Source organism: Stenotrophomonas sp. 2YAF26 (assembly GCF_052114625.1).
GTDB lineage: Bacteria > Pseudomonadota > Gammaproteobacteria > Xanthomonadales > Xanthomonadaceae > Stenotrophomonas > Stenotrophomonas indicatrix.
On sequence record NZ_JBFRFC010000019.1, the window covers coordinates 18,207 to 34,668 of the forward strand.

Consider the following 16,462-nt stretch of genomic DNA (forward strand, 5'->3'; position numbering starts at 1 on the left):
GGCGGTCAGGCGTGGGCCTGCAGCCATTGCAGCGCAGCGGCGGCGGTATGGAAGGAACCGAATACCAGCACCCGGTCGCCGCGCTCGGCGCGGGCCAGCACCTGCGCCATCGCCTGTTCGACCGTGCCGGCCAGCGCCGCAGTGGCTGCCGCGGTATCTTCCAGCCGTGCCAGCAGTTCCCCCGCACTCTGCCCACGCGCGCCATCCAGCCCAGCCAAGGTCCAGTCGCTCACCACCTCCTGCAAGGCCTGCACCACGCCCACGGCGTCCTTGTCCTGCAGCGCGGCGTATACCGCCAGGGTGCGCCCGGGGGATGCCTCGGCCTTCAGCGCGCGCGCCAGCTGGCCGGCTGCCTGCGGGTTGTGGCCGACATCGACGCGAACCTGCACGCCATCGCGCTCGAACGCCTGCAGGCGCCCGGCGATGCGCGCCGCTGCCACGCCTGCGGCCCATGCCGCGCGCGGCACCGGCCTGTCCAGCGCGCGCAGCGCCGCGATCGCCGCACCGGCGTTGGCCAGCTGGATCGGCCCGGCCAGCGTCGGCGTCGGCAGCTCCAGGCGGGTGCCGACATCGCGCCAGCGCCAACGCTGCGCGTCGATCGGTTCGTAGAAATAGTCGCTGCCGCCGCGGATCGCATTGGCACCCACCAGGTAGGCGCGCGCCAGCACGCTCGACGGCGGATCGGTCTCGCCCAGGATCACCGGCTTCCAGCCGCGGATGATGCCGGCCTTCTCGGCACCGATGGCCTCGCGGTCCTCGCCCAGCCATTCGGCGTGATCGATGTCCACGGTGGTGATCACCGCCACGTCGGCGTCGACGATGTTGACCGCATCCAGGCGGCCGCCGAGACCCACTTCCAGCACGGCCAGATCAAGATCGGCATCGGCGAACAGCTGCAGCGCGGCCAGCGTTCCGTACTCGAAGTAGGTCAGCGTCACATCACCGCGCGCTGCCTCGACCGTGTTGAACGCGGCCACCAGTGCGGCGTCATCGACATCCTGGCCATCGATGCGCACGCGCTCGTTGTAGCGCAGCAGGTGCGGCGAGGTGTACGCGCCGACCTTCCAGCCCGCAGCACGCGCGATGGCCTCGATGAAGGCGACCGTGGAACCCTTGCCGTTAGTACCACCGACCACGATGGTGTGCCTGGCCGGCGTGCCCAGGCCCATCGCGGTGGCCACGGTGCGCACGCGCTCCAGCCCCATGTCGATGCTGGCCGGGTGCTGGCGTTCAATGTAATCCAGCCAATCGGCCAGAGTGGTCGGGGTGTTCTTCACGGCAAGGCTTCCAACAGGTACAGGTGGTTCAGGACAGGAAATTCAGAGTGCGCGGTGCTTGGCTTCACCGAAGAACGGCGTGTGGTGGGCGCAGTCGTTCAGGCGTACCACTTCCAGGCTGTCCAGATCGGGGCCTTCCAGCAGGTTGAGCGTGGTCGGTGCCTGGCGGAAGGTCCACAGGCGCGACAGCGGCAGGCCCAGCACCTTGCACAGAATCACCCGGTTGACCGCGTCGTGGGCGACCACCAGCAGCGTGTCGTGTTCGCCAAGGCCTTCAGCGGCACGGGCCAGGCCGCGCCAGCTGCGCTCCAGCACCAGGCGCAGCGATTCGCCGCCCGGCATCAGCACGGTGTCCGGCTCATTGCGCCAGGCCTGCAGGCGCGACGGATCTTTTTCGTTGATTTCGCTGGCCAGCAGACCTTCCCACTCACCGTGGGCGATCTCCTGCAGTTCCGGCTCGGTCAGCAGCATGTCGGCGCGTGCGGCGCCAAGGGCCAGCTGCGCGGTGCGCTGGGCGCGCGACAGCGGCGAGGCCACCGCACGGGTGATGTCCACCGACGCCAGGCGGGCGCCAAGCGCCTGCGCCTGGGCCTCACCGATGGGCGAAAGCGGGATGTCGATCTGGCCTTGGTAGCGGCCTTCGGCGTTCCACGGCGTTTCGCCGTGACGGGCAAGCAGGATGCGCATGCGTGCAAGGGGTCCTGGGGGGAGGAGGTTTCCGCGTTTCGTTCACATCCTGTGAAGTACGCGGAACAGGGATGATACCTGTTCGGCGGACCGGGCCGGACGGCCGGGATCACAGCACACCCAACAACCTCGAAACGGACAGCCGCGTACACTTCGCAATATGCAAGGAATCTGATGGTATCGCCGGCAACCGATGTCCATGCTTGAGGCTTTTGCAGGCCGATCCATGTCAAATCGATCCTATCTGTGCTCCAGCCCCTTGCCCGGCATCTATCCCAGCTTCGCCGATGAGTACGATTCGGACGTCCAGACGCTGGCGAACGATGTCTACTGCATACCGTTACTGTGGCCGGCACTTTTTACACCTGCAGATTTCCAGCGCGCCGAATTCGAAGTCGATGGCGAAGTTGTGATTGGCCGGGCACCCTCGGCACCCAAGCAGAAAGTGCTCGATACCTTGCGGCGGCGCCACGCAGGCATCGTCCAGGCATTCGCGGGCATTGGTGATCTTGCTCCCTACGTGAGCATGCTTGAGCGGCTGATTGAAGATGCACCCTATGAGTACATTTCGATTGAAATGGACGAAATCGCCGCCCTGAACGATCCCGAGGAAGAGTTCTATGAAGCGTTCGAGCACTTGTTGTCCGGATTGGATGCACCGGACGATGACGTATGCGAACAGCTGATCGCGCTGGCTGCAATGGAGCACAGCTGGCCTCTCCCATCCGTCCGCCTGCATCTCGACAGCCTCGAAGGCTCGGAAGATGACTACTGGAATCACTGTCGAGTGCTCGGAGCAGGCAGCGATGTGTCGGGGATGGGACGACCAGTTCCCTGGGAAACCGCTTAGGGCTGCTGACAAAAAAACCCCGCGACAGACGTCGCGGGGTTTGAGCAGTGCAGTAGATCCACGCCATGCGTGGATGCACCGCCCGGCAGTGGCTGCCGGGGTTGCCGGCCAGCGGCCGGCACTACCTTATTTCGCTAGGTTCAGTTCCTTCAGCAGCTGCGGCGCCGGCGCCACTTCCTGCATGATCCACTGCATGTAGCGGCTGTCGACAGCGATCATGCGGGTCATCACCGGGTCGAACACCCAGTTGGAGCTGACCGATTCCCAGTTGCCGTCGAAGGCCAGGCCGACCAGCTTGCCGTTGGCATCGAGCACCGGCGAACCGGAGTTGCCGCCGGTGATGTCCAGATTGGACAGGAAGTTCACCGGCACCGAACCTATGCGCTTGTCTTCCAGGCCGCCATAACGCTTGGCCTTGACCGCATCCAGCAGCGCCTTCGGCGAGTCGAACGGATCTTCACCGGTTTCCTTCGCCGCAACACCTTCCAGGGTGGTGAACGGGGTGTACTTCACGCCGTCCTTGCCGTAGCCCATGACGTTGCCGAAGGTGATGCGCAGCGACAGGTTGGCGTCCGGGTAGACGAACTCGCCCTGGCTCTTCTTGTAGTCGGCCACGGCCTGCAGGTACAGCGGACGCGCGGTCAGCGATTCGCCTTCGCGGATCTTCTTCTGCTCTTCCTGCTTCAGCAGCGCCGGCATGACCGCCACCGCGTACTGGATGGCCGGATCATTGCTGGCTTCAAACGCAGCGCGGTCGGCCTTGAACCACGTCAGGCGGTTGTCCAGGCTGCCCAGCTCGGTGCCGCCCAGCTTGGCCACCAGCGACTTCACCGCAGCGGCATCGCTGCCGGCCAGCCACGTGTTCAGCACTTCGTTGTCGCGCTGCGCGGCCGGCAGGGCCACGTACTGGTCCAGCCAGTAGGTCTGCAGCTGCTGGTCCATCTTCGCCACGTAGCGGCGATCCATCTGCTTCAGGCTGCCTTCGATGGTGGTCAGGTCACGGTCCTGGTAACCCGCTTCGCGCTCGGCGTCGGGCTTGCTGCGCTCGATCGACAGGCGGTACAGGGTGATCGCCGCGCCAACGGCCGAGGTGTTGTTGAACTGGCCGACGAACAGGTCGCGCTCGCGGGTCGACTTGCTGGTGTCCAGGTGCTGCAGCAGCTGCGCGTGCGCAGCCAGCGCCGGCTTGCCGGCAGCGCCCTGCTTCTTCAGCCAGGCCAGCACGGCGGCTTCTTCGGCCTGCTTCTGGCCGGCGGCGTCGATGCGCTTGAAGCCTTCCAGCTGGCCCAGGTAGTTCTTGGCCACGTTGTTCATGCTGGCGGCGGTGGCGGCGTACTTCACCTTGACGTCGGCGTCGGCCTTGCCGGCGTCGGCGATCATCTTCAGCACCGCGTTGTAGTGCTTGGCGATGGTCGGGTAGGTGAAGCTGGCGGTCTCGTTGAACTCACCGGCCAGCGCGTAACGGTTGGTGCGGCCCGGGTAGCCGGCCACCATCACGAAGTCGTCGGCGCCCAGGGGCGTATCGGCGAACTTCAGGAAGTGCTTGGGCTGGTACGGCACGTTGTCGGCCGAGAACGCCGCCGGCTTGCCGTCCTTGCCGACGTAGGCACGGTAGAACGAGAAATCGCCGGTGTGGCGCGGCCACATCCAGTTGTCGACATCGCCGCCGAACTTGCCGACGCTGCCCGGGGGCGCGTAGACCAGGCGCACGTCCTTGATTTCCATGTTGCGGAACAGGCGGTAGGTGTTGCCGCCGGAGAAGCTGTACAGGCGGCAGCGGAAGCCGGCATCGGCTTCACAGGCGGCGACCTGGGCCTTGTCGAAGGCATCCAGCGCGCGGCTGCGGGCCAGCGGATCCTTGCCGGCGCCGGCGATGGCCGCCTTGGCCTGGGCGGTGACGTCGGTGATCTGGTCGAGCACGAACACGCGGGCGTTCGGGCCGGCACTCAGTTCGTCGCTGAGCTTGGGCGCGTTGAAGCCGTCCTTGATCAGGTTCTTCTGCGCGGTCGAATTCAGCTGGATCGCACCGTAGGCACAGTGGTGGTTGGTGACCACCAGGCCCTGCGGGGAGACGAAGCTGGCGGTGCAGCCGCCCAGCGCGACCACCGCGCCCATCGGGTCGCCGGTCAGGTTGGCCAGCTGTTCCGGGGACAGCTTCAAGCCGGCCTTCTGCAGCGGGCCGGCGATTTCCGGCAGCTGCTGCGGCACCCACATGCCTTCAGCGGCATGGGCGACCTGGACCAGCCCAAGGCTGGCGACGACGGAGAATGCAAGCAGGTTCGAGCGCATGGAGCGGCCCCTGGTAGTGGAACCCTCGATTGTAGCCCGCCACCCTGCCCCGCCCCGAACCCCGGAAGTCATGGGCCCACCTCGCTCCACCGCGCGCAGGTCGGCCGCGCGCACGGGAACCGTCCAGAGAGGGCGTGGTCACCCTGGCCGGGACCATTGGCGCCAAGGATGGCGCCATCGAGCACCATGGAGGGGCTTTTGCGTGTCCCGGCCAGGATGACCACGCCCCTCCCTCCGAATCAGGAAGGCGCTGCTATTTGCAGTACGTTCGAAACGCCCGCCTGCGCACTGCTTTCGTTCCACCACTGCACCCGCAGCGCAACATGGGAAATCCGCGTGGCGCCCTATAATCCGCGCTTTCCCCCTGATGAGTTCCACCCCGATGGCGCAGCAAACGATGAAGGCCCTGGTCAAGCGCGAAGCGGCCAAGGGCATCTGGATGGAAGAGGTTCCGGTGCCGACCCCGGGCCCCAACCAGGTCCTGATCAAGCTGGAAAAGACCGCGATCTGCGGCACCGACCTGCACATCTACCTGTGGGACGAATGGAGCCAGCGCACGATCAAGCCGGGCCTGACCATCGGCCATGAGTTCGTCGGCCGCATCGCAGAGATCGGCCCGGGCGTGACCGGCTACGAGATCGGCCAGCGCGTGTCGGCCGAAGGCCACATCGTCTGCGGCCACTGCCGCAACTGCCGCGGCGGTCGTCCGCACCTGTGCCCGAACACCGTCGGCATCGGCGTCAACGTCAACGGTGCGTTCGCCGAATACATGGTGATGCCGGCCAGCAACCTGTGGCCGATCCCCGACCAGATCCCCTCCGAGCTGGCTGCCTTCTTCGACCCGTACGGCAATGCCGCGCACTGCGCCTTGGAATTCAACGTCATCGGCGAGGACGTGCTGATCACCGGCGCGGGTCCGATCGGCATCATCGCCGCGGGCATCTGCAAGCACATCGGTGCACGCAACGTGGTGGTGACCGACGTCAACGACTTCCGCCTGAAGCTGGCCGCCGACATGGGCGCCACCCGCGTGGTCAACGTCGCCAACACGTCGCTGAAGGACGTGATGAAGGAACTGCACATGGAGGGCTTCGACGTGGGCCTGGAAATGAGCGGTAATCCGCGCGCGTTCAACGACATGCTCGACTGCATGTACCACGGCGGCAAGATCGCCATGCTCGGCATCATGCCCAAGGGCGCCGGCTGCGACTGGGACAAGATCATCTTCAAGGGCCTGACCGTGCAGGGCATCTACGGCCGCAAGATGTACGAGACCTGGTACAAGATGACCCAGCTGGTGCTGTCCGGCTTCCCGCTTGGCAAGGTGATGACCCACCAGCTGCCGATCGACGACTTCCAGAAGGGCTTCGACCTGATGGAAGAAGGCAAGGCCGGCAAGGTGGTCCTCAGCTGGAATTGATTCATCGTGGCTTCGCCACGTTGAATCCGCGCAGGTTTCCTTATCCCCGCGCCTGCGGCGCGCCCCCTTGAACAACAAGGGGGCTCTCACCCAGCCGGGGTCAGGAACGCGGCAGGAATTGAAAAAGGCGCCCATTGGGCGCCTTTTCCTTTGGTGTTGCCGGCCAGCGGCCGGCACTACCGTAACGCCTGCGGCGTTACTTGCCTACGGCCACGCTCAGCATCACCCGGCTGTGGGCCAGCTTGCCGGAGTTGTCGCGGCCGTTGCCATCGGTGCCGTAGTACCCCAGGCCGACATTGAACAGGCCGAACTGGCGGGCGACGCCGACGTTCCAGTCGGTGTAGTCCTTGGCGATACCGTCCTCGAAGGTGCTGCGACCGACGTTGGCGTTGAGCGTGAAGTCCTTCGGCAGACCCCAGCTGCCACCCAGGCCGAAGTACCAGCCGTCGGTGCTGCTGTTCCACACATCGTTGCTGTAGGCCACCGTCAGCTTGTAGGTGTCGTCCAGCGTGGTGGTGGTGATCAGCTCGTTGTAGTTCTGGTGGCTGGCCTTGAGGTAGGTGTAGCGGTTCAGCAGCACGTCGAAGTTGACGCGCTCGGTGACGTCCACGCCGTAGCCGATCAGGTAGTCGACCTCGGTCTTCGGATCGCCCGGACCGAAGTCGACGCCCGAGCCCCAGACGCCGGCATACAGGCCGACCGGGCTGGTGTAGGTGAAGCCGGCCTGCAGGGTCGGATCCTCATCGGTCTGCGACACACCACGGAACAGGTAGTCCGAGACGGCGGTGACGTTCCAGCTGTACGGAGATTCGTTGTCCTGGGCGCTGGCGGCGAACGGCGCGAGGGTCAGGGCGGCGGCAATGGCGAGGCAGGCACGGGCGTGCTTCATGGGCGTCTCCGGTGGGGTCGGTGGCGTGGAAGGCGGGATCTGCAGCGGGCGCAGCGACCGGAGCCAGACAGCCCCGGTTCACGAATTTTTAACCCGTTTGCTATTGCGATGCAACATGTGCCGGCCATGGCGGCGCCCCATCCGGCCCGGTCCGCAGCCATCGATGCCCGGTAGAATCAGTGGTTTCCCGTGCTGAGCCGTGCCCACGCCATGACCGACTCCTCCGCCCTGACCCGCCACTATGCTGAGGAACTGGACGCCATCCGCGCCCAGGGCCTGTTTAAGTCCGAGCGGATCATCACCAGCCCCCAGTCCGCCGAGATCACCCTGGAAGACGGCCGCAAGGTGCTGAATTTCTGTGCCAACAACTACCTCGGCCTGGCCGACCATCCCGACCTGATCCAGGCCGCGAAGGACGCGCTGGATACCCACGGTTTCGGCATGGCATCGGTGCGCTTCATCTGCGGCACCCAGGACCTGCACAAGCAGCTGGAGAAGCAGATCGCCGACTTCTTCGGCAAGCAGGACACCATCCTGTACGCGGCCTGCTTCGACGCCAACGGCGGCCTGTTTGAACCGCTGCTGGGCGAGAACGACGCGATCATTTCCGATGCACTGAACCATGCCTCGATCATCGACGGCGTGCGCCTGTGCAAGGCCAAGCGCTTCCGCTACGCCAACTGCGACATGGCCGACCTGGAAGCGCAGCTGCAGGCCGCCGATGCGGCCGGCTGCAAGACCAAGCTGATCACCACCGACGGCGTGTTCTCGATGGACGGCTTCATCGCGCCGCTGGACGAGATCACCGCGCTGGCGAAGAAGTACAACGCGCTGGTGCACATCGACGAATGCCATGCCACCGGCTTCCTCGGCGCGACGGGCCGCGGCTCGGCCGAGGTCAAGGGCGTGCTGGAGAAGATCGACATCATCACCGGCACCCTGGGCAAGGCCATGGGCGGCGCGCTGGGTGGCTTCACCTGCGCCAGCGCCGAAGTGATCGAGCTGCTGCGCCAGCGCTCGCGCCCGTACCTGTTCTCCAACTCGCTGCCGCCGCACGTGGTCGCCGCCGGCATCAAGGCGTTCGAGATGCTGGCCGCGGCCGATGACCTGCGCAGCACCCTGGCCGCCAACACCACCTACTTCCGCGAGAAGATGACCGCTGCCGGCTTTGACGTGAAGCCCGGCGTGCATCCGATCAGCCCGGTGATGCTGTACGACGCACCGCTGGCGCAGAAATTCGCCGAGCGGCTGCTGGAAGAAGGCATCTATGCGATCGGCTTCTTCTTCCCGGTGGTGCCCAAGGGCCAGGCGCGCATCCGCACCCAGATCAGCGCAGCGCACAGCCGCGAGCATCTGGACCGGGCAATCGATGCGTTCACCCGCATCGGCGTCGAGCTGGGCGTGATCAAGGGCTGATCACCCACGGATAACGCCGGGCCATGCCCGGCGGTTTCCCGATAGCCGCGCCATGCGCTCGCCGGGCACGGGCCCGGCGCTACCCATCAGGGCGTGCCGACCAAGGTCGGCACCTGCCAGGCCTTATTTCTTCTTTTTCTTCTTGTCCTTGGGCTCGTCCTTGCTGGCGACCACCACCGGCTTGGCGGCAGCATCCTGCCCGTTGCCCTTGGCAACGCGGATGCCATTGGCTTTCATCCAGGCATCGAACTGGTCGGCGGTCATCTTCTGGTCGCCGTTGCTCATCATGAAACGATAGCTGCCGCGGCCATCCAGCTCCGGGGTCTTTACTTCAACCACCGGGGTTTCGGCCGGGCGATCAGCCTTGGCCGCCTTCTTGTGGCCACCGCAGGCCGTCAACAGCACGATCGGCAACAACAGGCTGGCGCAGCGCAGGGTTTGCTTGAGGGTCGGGTGATACATGGCAGGCTCCGTTCTGGACATTCGACAACCAGGCGCCCCCTACGCCTGGAACGGTGGCCGGCAAGCGCCGGCCGTGGGCATCACTCAGCCCGGTGCAGCGGCCCCCAGCCGCTGCTGATCGCTGACCTCCAGCGCCCGCCACTGGCCCTTGCCGAGATCGCCGAGCGTGAGCTCTCCGATCGCAACCCGGACCAGGCGCAGCACCTGCAGGTCGAAGGCCGCCAGCAGGCGACGGATATGGCGGTTGCGGCCCTCGTCGAGGACCACCTCCAGCCAGGCGGTCTTGTCGCCGCTACGCAGCACGCGCACGGCCAGGGCAAGCAGGAACTCGCCCTCGTCTTCGACACCGGCGCGCAGCGCGGCCAGGGTGTCCTCGTCGGGCAGGCGATCCACCTGCACGTGGTAGGTCTTCTGCAGGCCGGTCTCCGGATCAGTCAGGCGCGCAGCCCACTGCGGATCGTTGCTGAACAGCAACAGGCCTTCACTGGCCTTGTCCAGGCGACCGACCGGCGCGATCCACGGCAGGCCGGCGCCATCGAAGCAGCGGTACACGGTGTCGCGGCCGCGCTCGTCCTGCACGGTAGTGACCACCCCGCGCGGCTTGTTGAGCATCACGTACAGGCGTTGCGGTGCGCCCATCGGCTGGCCGTCGACCTCGATCGGCGGCGCCGGGCTGGCAATCGGGAATTCCGGATCACGGACGATGCGCCCGGCGACACGAACGCGGCCATCGGCGATCCAGCGCGCGGCCTCGCTGCGCGAGCACACACCCGCCTTGGACAACACGCGCGCCAGGCCATGGCGCACGCCAGCGGAAACCGCAGGGGGATTCGCACGCCCACGCGCAACGTGGGAGCGGGCAGCGGGGGCAGCAGGTGGGCGGCGCGTGCGCAAGCCTCTGCTCCCCGCCGCGCTTACTTCTTGTCGACCGGCTTGGTCTCAGCCGGCACTTCGGCTGCGGCCGGGGTGGCTGCCGGAACTGGACGCGCCTTGACCACGCGCACGCCGCGCGCCTTCATCCAGGCGTCGAACTCTTCGGCGGTCATGCGCTTGCCGTTCTGGCTCATGTCGAAGCGCCACGGCGTGTTGTCGAATTCGGTCTGCGGCTTGTACGCGGCCGGATCATTCGGCTTCACCGCCGGCGCGCTCGGAATCGCCTTGGCGATGTTCTGGCAGCCATCGATGCGCAACCGCTGCAGCACCTGGTCCAGCGACTGCGACGGATCGTAGCTGCTGCCCAGCACGCCACTGGACATGCCCAGCTGGCTGCTGCGGATATACAGCTCATCAGCCACCGGGGCGATGGCGGTGGCCGGCAACGGCAGCGGCGAAGCGCTGGTGTTGACCGAGCAATCGACCGCAGCGTGAGCGGCGGGAACCAGGGCCAGCGCCAGAACGGCAGCCGATGCAGAGCGCAGCATGAGGGGCATCCACGGAAGGAAGTGACGCGGCGAGTTTAGCAATGCCACGTCATCTTTCAAGCGCCACTTTCAATGAATACGGCAACTCATTGGTTTCATAAGCAAATTACCGACGAACGGTCACCTCTGGCGACGCCGATTCATCATTCCGGACCGCACAAACAACAAGACCCGGCCGAAGCCGGGTCCTGCTGTGTCTTACTGGCAGAGCGTCAGAACTTAGTTCTGGACGTTCAGCTCGGTACGACGGTTCTTGGCGCGACCTTCCGGATTGTCCGAACCATCCGGGTTGGTGTTCGGCGCAATCGGACGGCTCTCGCCGTAGCCGATCGGACCGGCCAGACGGCCAGCGTCGACGCCGTTCTTGGTCAGGTAGTTGTACACCGCGGTAGCACGACGCTCCGACAGCTTCTGGTTGTAAGCGTCGGTACCCTTCGAGTCGGTGTGACCGGCAACTTCAACGCGCAGATCCGGGTAACGCTTCAGGATCTCGGTGGCTTCGCTCAGGATGGCCACAGCGTCCGGACGCAGGTTCGACTTGTCGAAGTCGAAGTTCACGCCCTTCAGGTCGATCGAGACCGGCACCGGGCAACCGTCCGGACCGATGGTCTGACCCGGCTGCGAGTTCGGGCACTTGTCGTCGCAGTTGTTGACGCCGTCACCGTCGTCATCCAGGTCGGCGCAGCTCGGGGCAACCGGAGCCGGAGCCGGAGCAGCAGCCACCGGGGCCGGGCCCAGCGGGATCACGACGCCGACCGAAGCCAGCACGTCGCCGAACCAGCTTTCGTCGCGCGCGGCGATGCTCTGGTCGTCGAAGTCAGCGCGGTAGGCCACTTCGGCGCGGACAGCAACGCGCTTGTCGAAGGTGGTCTGCAGGCCGACGCCGAGCTTGGCAGCCAGGTTGCCGTCCTTGCGCTCACGCGGACCGTTGGTGTCCAGAGCCGGGTACTCTTCTTCCGACTTCTGGTAGCCCAGGCCGCCCACGATGTAGGGGTTCCAGCCGCGGCCTTCCTTGATGAAGTGGCGACGCAGATCGAACGACACGCCGTACTGCGACCAGTTCTGATCCTGGTTGGCGTCGAAGTTCGGGTTCTGGTAGTTCAGCTCACCATCCAGCGACCAGTTCGGGCTGATGAACTTGCCCAGACCCAGGGTCACGAACGGAGCGTCGTTGGTCAGGCGGTCGTTGTCCTGGAAGTTGAAGCCGGCCGAACCGGTCAGGTACCAGCGGTCATCGAACTCCTGCGCCGACGCAGCCTGGGCGAAAGCCAGACCGCCCAGCAGCGCGGCAGTAAGGATCTTCTTGTTCATTGAGTACAGCTCCTATTTCGGGGGTATGAAACCGGTAGAGGCATGGGCCAGCACTACTGCGTCGATGTTCAGACAGCCGATTCAGCACGCCACCGCCGCGAACATTATGCTCAGGCGGGTGAAGGTCATGTTAACAGTCCCGTAACATGTGAAGCGCCGCGCACGACCGGCCACCGGTCCGACGTTGAAACCCTATACAGGATGATGAAAATCCGCAAGACCCACGCACCACAAGGGTTTGGAAGGGTTTAACGGCCAGATGCGTCAGATTTGGCGCGGGTTATCCCAAAGCGGTTCAGCGCGCGCCCATCGAGGTGAGGAACCTTATGATGCAGACAGGAACCGAGCTGGAGCTGCAATGAAAGCCGTCGCCCTGTGCCGTGAATCCGCCCCTGCCCTGCGCGATCTGGTGTTGCCGCCGCCGTCGCCGCCGCGTGGCCGTGACCTGCTGATCCGTGTCGAAGCACTTTCCGTCAATCCCGTGGATGGGAAGCTGCGTGCAGGTACGTCAGCCGCGTCGCTGGAAACCCCGCGCATTCTCGGCTGGGACGCGGCAGGGGTGGTCGAAGCGATGGGCGAGGAGGCCAGCCTGTTCGCCTCCGGTGACGAGGTCTACTACGCAGGAGATGTCACCCGCCCTGGCTGCAATGCGCAGTATCAGCTGGTGGATGAGCGACTGGTGGCACGCAAACCGACTACCCTCGATTTCGCCGAAGCAGCCGCGCTGCCGCTGACCACCCTCACTGCCTGGGAACTGCTGTTCCAGCGCATGCCCCTGCAGCTTGACGATCGCCGCCACGCCGGCCAGCGCCTGCTGGTGATCGGCGGTGCAGGCGGCGTCGGCTCGATGGCAATCCAGCTGGCCCACCACGCGGGATTTGAGGTCATTGCCACGGCCTCGCGTGAAGCCTCGATCGACTGGTGCCGGCGGATGGGCGCCCAGCATGTCATCGACCATCGCCAGCCCCTGTTGCCGCAGCTGCAGGCGCTTGGCATCGACGAAGTGCAGGTGGCACTCAACCTGGCCGACACCGATCACTACTGGGACGAACTGGGCCAGCTGCTGGCACCACAGGGACATGTAGGCCTGATCGTGGAACCCCGCGGCCCGCTGCGCATCGGCGATCCCTACAAGGCCAAGTGCATCGGCATCCATTGGGAATTCATGTTCGCCCGCGCGCGCTTTGCCACCGCCGACCGCATTGAGCAGCACCGCATCCTCAACCGCGCCGCCAGCATGATCGACGCGGGCCAGTTGCGCGGCACGTTGAGCGAAGTGCTGGGCCCGATCACTGCGGCCAACCTGGATGCCGCGCATCAACGTCTGGCCGACGGCCGCACCATCGGCAAGCTGGCGCTGGCCGGCTGGGACGACTGATTCACCACCCACAGCCTGTCGCAGTGGATTGGCCGGCATCTGTATCTATTGAACGGCCTGTTTCGGGGATAGGGTGGAAACAGCCCCCCCCCCCGAGCCCGTCATGCCCACCGCCCTGCCCCTGCGCCTGCTGCAACTKATCATCGGCCTGTTCCTTTATGGCTTCGGCGCCTCGCTGATGATCCGCGCCGCCATCGGTGTCGCGCCGTGGGATGTGCTGTCGCAGGGCATTGCTGCACAGACCCCGTTGTCGTTCGGCCTGGCCACCAACGTGATCGGCGCGCTGGTACTGCTGCTGTGGTGGCCGCTGCGGCAGAAGCCCGGTGTCGGTACCGTGCTCAACGTGATGCTGATCGGCCCTTCGGCCCAGTTCGGACTGTGGCTGCTGCCCCCGGCCGTCGGTCTCGGCTGGCAGGTGGCGATGTTCTGCGCCGGCATGCTGCTGGTGGCGCTGGCCACCGGCCTGTACATCGGCGCCAAGCTCGGCCCTGGCCCGCGCGATGGCCTGATGACTGGACTGCACGCGCGCACCGGCTGGCCGATCTGGAAGGTGCGCAGCCTGATTGAAGGCAGCGTGCTGCTGCTGGGGTGGTGGCTGGGCGGCAATGTCGGCGTCGGCACGCTCGCCTTCGCGTTGCTGATCGGACCGTTGTGCGGGGTCACGCTTGGCTGGTTCGGGATCGGCCGCACACCGGTAGTGCCGGCCGCTGGCCGGCAACCGCAATCGCCCTGAGCTGACCGGTAGGCCGGGCATGGCCCGGCGCTACCGAGCGAGGCAGCCCTTGCCCCGGGAGCCGTTTCGCGGCACCCTTCGCGCTTCCGTACGCAAGCGTATCGACATGTCGCCAGCCAACGAAAGCGCCTACCCCCACCTGTTCGCCCCGCTGGACCTGGGCTTCACCCAGCTGCGCAACCGGGTGCTGATGGGCTCGATGCACACCGGCCTGGAGGACCGCGCACGCGACTTCCCGCGCCTGGCCGCCTACTTCGCAGAGCGCGCCGAAGGTGGCGTCGGCCTGATCGTCACCGGTGGTTTCGCGCCGAACGTGGTCGGCTGGCTCAAGCCGTTCGGCGGCAAGCTGTCCTGGCCTTGGGAAGTGCGCCCGCATCGGCAGTTGACCGCCGCCGCGCACCAGCACGGCGCGAAGATCTGCCTGCAGCTGCTGCATGCCGGGCGCTACGCCTATCACCCGCTGTCGGTAGCGCCGTCGAAGCTGAAGGCGCCGATCAATCCGTTCACCCCGCGCGCCTTGTCGGCCAGCGGCGTCGAGCGGCACATCGCCGACTATGCACGCAGCGCGAAGCTGGCCCGCGAAGCCGGCTACGACGGCGTGGAAGTGATGGGCTCGGAGGGTTACCTCATCAACGAGTTCATCGCCCCGCGCACCAACAAGCGCGATGACCGCTGGGGCGGTGATGCCGCACAGCGCATGCGCTTCGCGGTGGAGATCGTGCGCCGCATCCGCGAAGCCTGCGGCCCGGATTTCATCATCATCTACCGCCTGTCGCTGGTCGACCTGGTCGAAGACGGCAGCAACTGGGAAGAGATCGTGCAGCAGGCCCAGGCCATCGAGGCCGCCGGTGCGACGATCCTCAATTCCGGCATCGGCTGGCATGAAGCGCGCATTCCGACCATTGCCACGTCGGTACCGCGTGGCGCATTCGCCGCGGTCACCGCCAAGCTCAAGCCGCACGTGTCGTTGCCGCTGGTGGCGACCAACCGCATCAACATGCCCGAGGTGGCCGAACGCATCCTCGCCGATGGCGGTGCCGACATGGTGTCGCTGGCCCGTCCGCTGCTGGCCGACCCGCAGTGGCCGAACAAGGCCCGCGCCGGCCGTGCCGAGGCCATCAACACCTGCATCGCCTGCAACCAGGCCTGCCTGGACCACGTGTTCGAAAACAAGCTGGCCAGTTGCCTGGTCAACCCGCGTGCCGCCCACGAGACCGAGCTGGTCTACACCCCGACCACCGCACCGAAGCGGGTGGCCGTGGTCGGCGCCGGCCCGGCCGGCCTGGCCTGCGCTACGGTCGCTGCCGAACGCGGCCACCAGGTCACCCTGTTCGACGCCAGCGAGGAGATCGGTGGCCAGTTCAACGTGGCCAAGCGCATTCCCGGCAAGGAAGAGTTCCACGAGACCCTGCGCTACTTCCGCCACAAACTGGGCGAGACCGGCGTGCAGCTGCGCCTGGGCACCCGTGCCGACGCGGCCAGCCTGGCCGGCTTCGACGAGGTCGTACTGGCCACCGGCATCCTGCCGCGCAAGGTCGACTTCCCCGGTGCCGACCACGCCAAGGTGGTCAACTACCTGGACGTGCTGCTGGGCCGGGTCGAGGTGGGTGCCAGCGCCGCCATCATCGGCGCCGGTGGCATCGGCTTCGATGTCGGCGAGTTCCTTGCCCATGACGGCCCCTCGCCATCGCTGGACCCGCAACGCTGGATGGCCGAATGGGGCGTGGATGCCACCTTCGAGGCCCGCGGTGCACTGGCCCGCCCGGCCGTGGAGGCGTCGCCGCGCAGGCTGTGGCTGCTGCAGCGCAGTGCCGGCAAGCCCGGTGCCCGCCTGGGCAAGACCACCGGCTGGATCCACCGCGCCACGCTGAAGGCCAAGGGCGTGCGCATGCTGGGCGGTGTCGAGTACCTGGGCGTGGACGATGCGGGCCTGCGCATCCGCGTGGACGGCACCGAACAGCTGCTGCCGGTTGACCACGTGGTGATCTGTGCCGGGCAGGAACCGCAGCGCGCGCTGCAGGCCGAACTGCAGGCCGCGGGCATCACCGCACACCTGATCGGTGGTGCAGACGTGGCCGCCGAACTCGATGCAAAACGTGCGATCGATCAGGGCAGCCGGCTCGCCGCCACGCTCTGATGAACACCTGAATGGGGGCCGGAATGTAATTTCCGTCACCGGCCCCCAAGCTGAATGTCAAGCCGGACGATTCAGGATGCGTTCGGCAATGCCCCCCTACCTTGCGCCAACTTTCTGCTCACCAGCCAGTTTCCGGTGAGCCGGTGCGGACCCCGCCGATCGATCCACGATCGTGTTCTTGGGGCCGCCCAC

The 16,462-nt window shown here is 66.2% G+C and carries 14 protein-coding genes; 6 read left to right on the forward strand and 8 right to left on the reverse strand.

The genetic code is table 11. The features are described 5' to 3' along the window. Positions 1 to 5 precede the first annotated feature (5 nt). Together folC and AB4Y98_RS17610 are read right to left on the reverse strand one after the other, a co-directional pair. Complete coding sequence (gene folC / locus AB4Y98_RS17605) at positions 6 to 1,277, reverse strand: bifunctional tetrahydrofolate synthase/dihydrofolate synthase (RefSeq protein ID WP_394195926.1); 1,272 nt, start codon at positions 1,275 to 1,277, stop codon at positions 6 to 8. Between the two features lie 42 nt (positions 1,278 to 1,319). Next, positions 1,320 to 1,964 (reverse strand): histidine phosphatase family protein, encoded by a 645-nt coding sequence (locus AB4Y98_RS17610; protein WP_312786814.1) that lies wholly within the window; start codon positions 1,962 to 1,964, stop codon positions 1,320 to 1,322. Between the two features lie 193 nt (positions 1,965 to 2,157). On the opposite strand from AB4Y98_RS17610, the gene AB4Y98_RS17615 reads away from it, so the two are divergent. Continuing rightward, the gene (locus AB4Y98_RS17615; protein ID WP_205406360.1) at positions 2,158 to 2,814 is read left to right on the forward strand and encodes a hypothetical protein; all 657 of its coding nucleotides are present in this window, start codon (positions 2,158 to 2,160) and stop codon (positions 2,812 to 2,814) included. A gap of 126 nt (positions 2,815 to 2,940) precedes the next feature. Here AB4Y98_RS17615 and AB4Y98_RS17620 read toward each other — a convergent pair whose 3' ends face one another. Then, positions 2,941 to 5,103: a S46 family peptidase gene (locus AB4Y98_RS17620; RefSeq protein WP_442244804.1), complete on the reverse strand. Its 2,163-nt coding sequence runs from the start codon at positions 5,101 to 5,103 to the stop codon at positions 2,941 to 2,943. 397 nt (positions 5,104 to 5,500) lie between these two features. Here AB4Y98_RS17620 and tdh point away from each other — a divergent pair, with 397 nt between their 5' ends. Continuing rightward, positions 5,501 to 6,523, forward strand: coding sequence for an L-threonine 3-dehydrogenase (gene tdh, locus AB4Y98_RS17625; RefSeq protein ID WP_032952044.1), 1,023 nt, complete (start codon positions 5,501 to 5,503; stop codon positions 6,521 to 6,523). Between the two features lie 196 nt (positions 6,524 to 6,719). Here the strand turns inward: tdh and AB4Y98_RS17630 are convergent, their stop codons facing one another. Further along, positions 6,720 to 7,412 (reverse strand): TorF family putative porin, encoded by a 693-nt coding sequence (locus AB4Y98_RS17630; protein ID WP_032977413.1) that lies wholly within the window; start codon positions 7,410 to 7,412, stop codon positions 6,720 to 6,722. A gap of 210 nt (positions 7,413 to 7,622) precedes the next feature. On the opposite strand from AB4Y98_RS17630, the gene kbl reads away from it, so the two are divergent. Beyond that, positions 7,623 to 8,828, forward strand: coding sequence for a glycine C-acetyltransferase (kbl, locus tag AB4Y98_RS17635; protein WP_154879464.1), 1,206 nt, complete (start codon positions 7,623 to 7,625; stop codon positions 8,826 to 8,828). A gap of 123 nt (positions 8,829 to 8,951) precedes the next feature. Here kbl and AB4Y98_RS17640 read toward each other — a convergent pair whose 3' ends face one another. From AB4Y98_RS17640 to AB4Y98_RS17655, 4 genes are all read right to left on the reverse strand, one after another. Further along, positions 8,952 to 9,290 carry a hypothetical protein gene (locus AB4Y98_RS17640; protein WP_088101157.1) on the reverse strand — a complete coding sequence of 113 codons (339 nt, stop codon included), beginning with the start codon at positions 9,288 to 9,290 and terminating at the stop codon, positions 8,952 to 8,954. Between the two features lie 84 nt (positions 9,291 to 9,374). Beyond that, positions 9,375 to 10,184 carry a pseudouridine synthase gene (locus tag AB4Y98_RS17645; RefSeq protein WP_363730061.1) on the reverse strand — a complete coding sequence of 270 codons (810 nt, stop codon included), beginning with the start codon at positions 10,182 to 10,184 and terminating at the stop codon, positions 9,375 to 9,377. A 20-nt stretch (positions 10,185 to 10,204) separates the two neighbouring features. Then, positions 10,205 to 10,711, reverse strand: coding sequence for a hypothetical protein (locus AB4Y98_RS17650; protein ID WP_100551657.1), 507 nt, complete (start codon positions 10,709 to 10,711; stop codon positions 10,205 to 10,207). A 219-nt stretch (positions 10,712 to 10,930) separates the two neighbouring features. Beyond that, entirely contained in the window at positions 10,931 to 12,022 is a 1,092-nt protein-coding gene (locus AB4Y98_RS17655) for an OmpA family protein (RefSeq protein ID WP_025878092.1), read from the reverse strand. 358 nt (positions 12,023 to 12,380) lie between these two features. Between AB4Y98_RS17655 and AB4Y98_RS17660 the strand changes: the two genes are divergently transcribed. From AB4Y98_RS17660 to AB4Y98_RS17670, 3 genes are all read left to right on the forward strand, one after another. After that, on the forward strand, positions 12,381 to 13,400 hold the full coding sequence (locus tag AB4Y98_RS17660; RefSeq protein ID WP_312787553.1) for a zinc-binding alcohol dehydrogenase family protein: 1,020 nt from the start codon (positions 12,381 to 12,383) through the stop codon (positions 13,398 to 13,400). 103 nt (positions 13,401 to 13,503) lie between these two features. Beyond that, positions 13,504 to 14,133, forward strand: a complete 630-nt coding sequence (yczE, locus tag AB4Y98_RS17665) for a membrane protein YczE (RefSeq protein WP_100435861.1) — start codon at positions 13,504 to 13,506, stop codon at positions 14,131 to 14,133. A gap of 106 nt (positions 14,134 to 14,239) precedes the next feature. After that, on the forward strand, positions 14,240 to 16,270 hold the full coding sequence (locus tag AB4Y98_RS17670; RefSeq protein WP_442244805.1) for an FAD-dependent oxidoreductase: 2,031 nt from the start codon (positions 14,240 to 14,242) through the stop codon (positions 16,268 to 16,270). The last annotated feature ends 192 nt before the right edge of the window (positions 16,271 to 16,462 follow it).

Excerpts from the sequence above, each read along its gene's own strand:
- AB4Y98_RS17610 (WP_312786814.1), bottom strand. The coding sequence starts at position 1,964 with ATGCGCATCCTGCTTGCCCGTCACGGCGAAACGCCGTGGAACGCCGAA.
- AB4Y98_RS17615 (WP_205406360.1), top strand. The coding sequence starts at position 2,158 with ATGTCCATGCTTGAGGCTTTTGCAGGCCGATCCATGTCAAATCGATCC.
- AB4Y98_RS17620 (WP_442244804.1), bottom strand. The coding sequence starts at position 5,103 with ATGCGCTCGAACCTGCTTGCATTCTCCGTCGTCGCCAGCCTTGGGCTG.
- tdh (WP_032952044.1), top strand. The coding sequence starts at position 5,501 with ATGAAGGCCCTGGTCAAGCGCGAAGCGGCCAAGGGCATCTGGATGGAA.
- AB4Y98_RS17630 (WP_032977413.1), bottom strand. The coding sequence starts at position 7,412 with ATGAAGCACGCCCGTGCCTGCCTCGCCATTGCCGCCGCCCTGACCCTC.
- kbl (WP_154879464.1), top strand. The coding sequence starts at position 7,623 with ATGACCGACTCCTCCGCCCTGACCCGCCACTATGCTGAGGAACTGGAC.
- AB4Y98_RS17640 (WP_088101157.1), bottom strand. The coding sequence starts at position 9,290 with ATGTATCACCCGACCCTCAAGCAAACCCTGCGCTGCGCCAGCCTGTTG.
- AB4Y98_RS17650 (WP_100551657.1), bottom strand. The coding sequence starts at position 10,711 with ATGCTGCGCTCTGCATCGGCTGCCGTTCTGGCGCTGGCCCTGGTTCCC.
- AB4Y98_RS17655 (WP_025878092.1), bottom strand. The coding sequence starts at position 12,022 with ATGAACAAGAAGATCCTTACTGCCGCGCTGCTGGGCGGTCTGGCTTTC.
- AB4Y98_RS17660 (WP_312787553.1), top strand. The coding sequence starts at position 12,381 with ATGAAAGCCGTCGCCCTGTGCCGTGAATCCGCCCCTGCCCTGCGCGAT.
- AB4Y98_RS17670 (WP_442244805.1), top strand. The coding sequence starts at position 14,240 with ATGTCGCCAGCCAACGAAAGCGCCTACCCCCACCTGTTCGCCCCGCTG.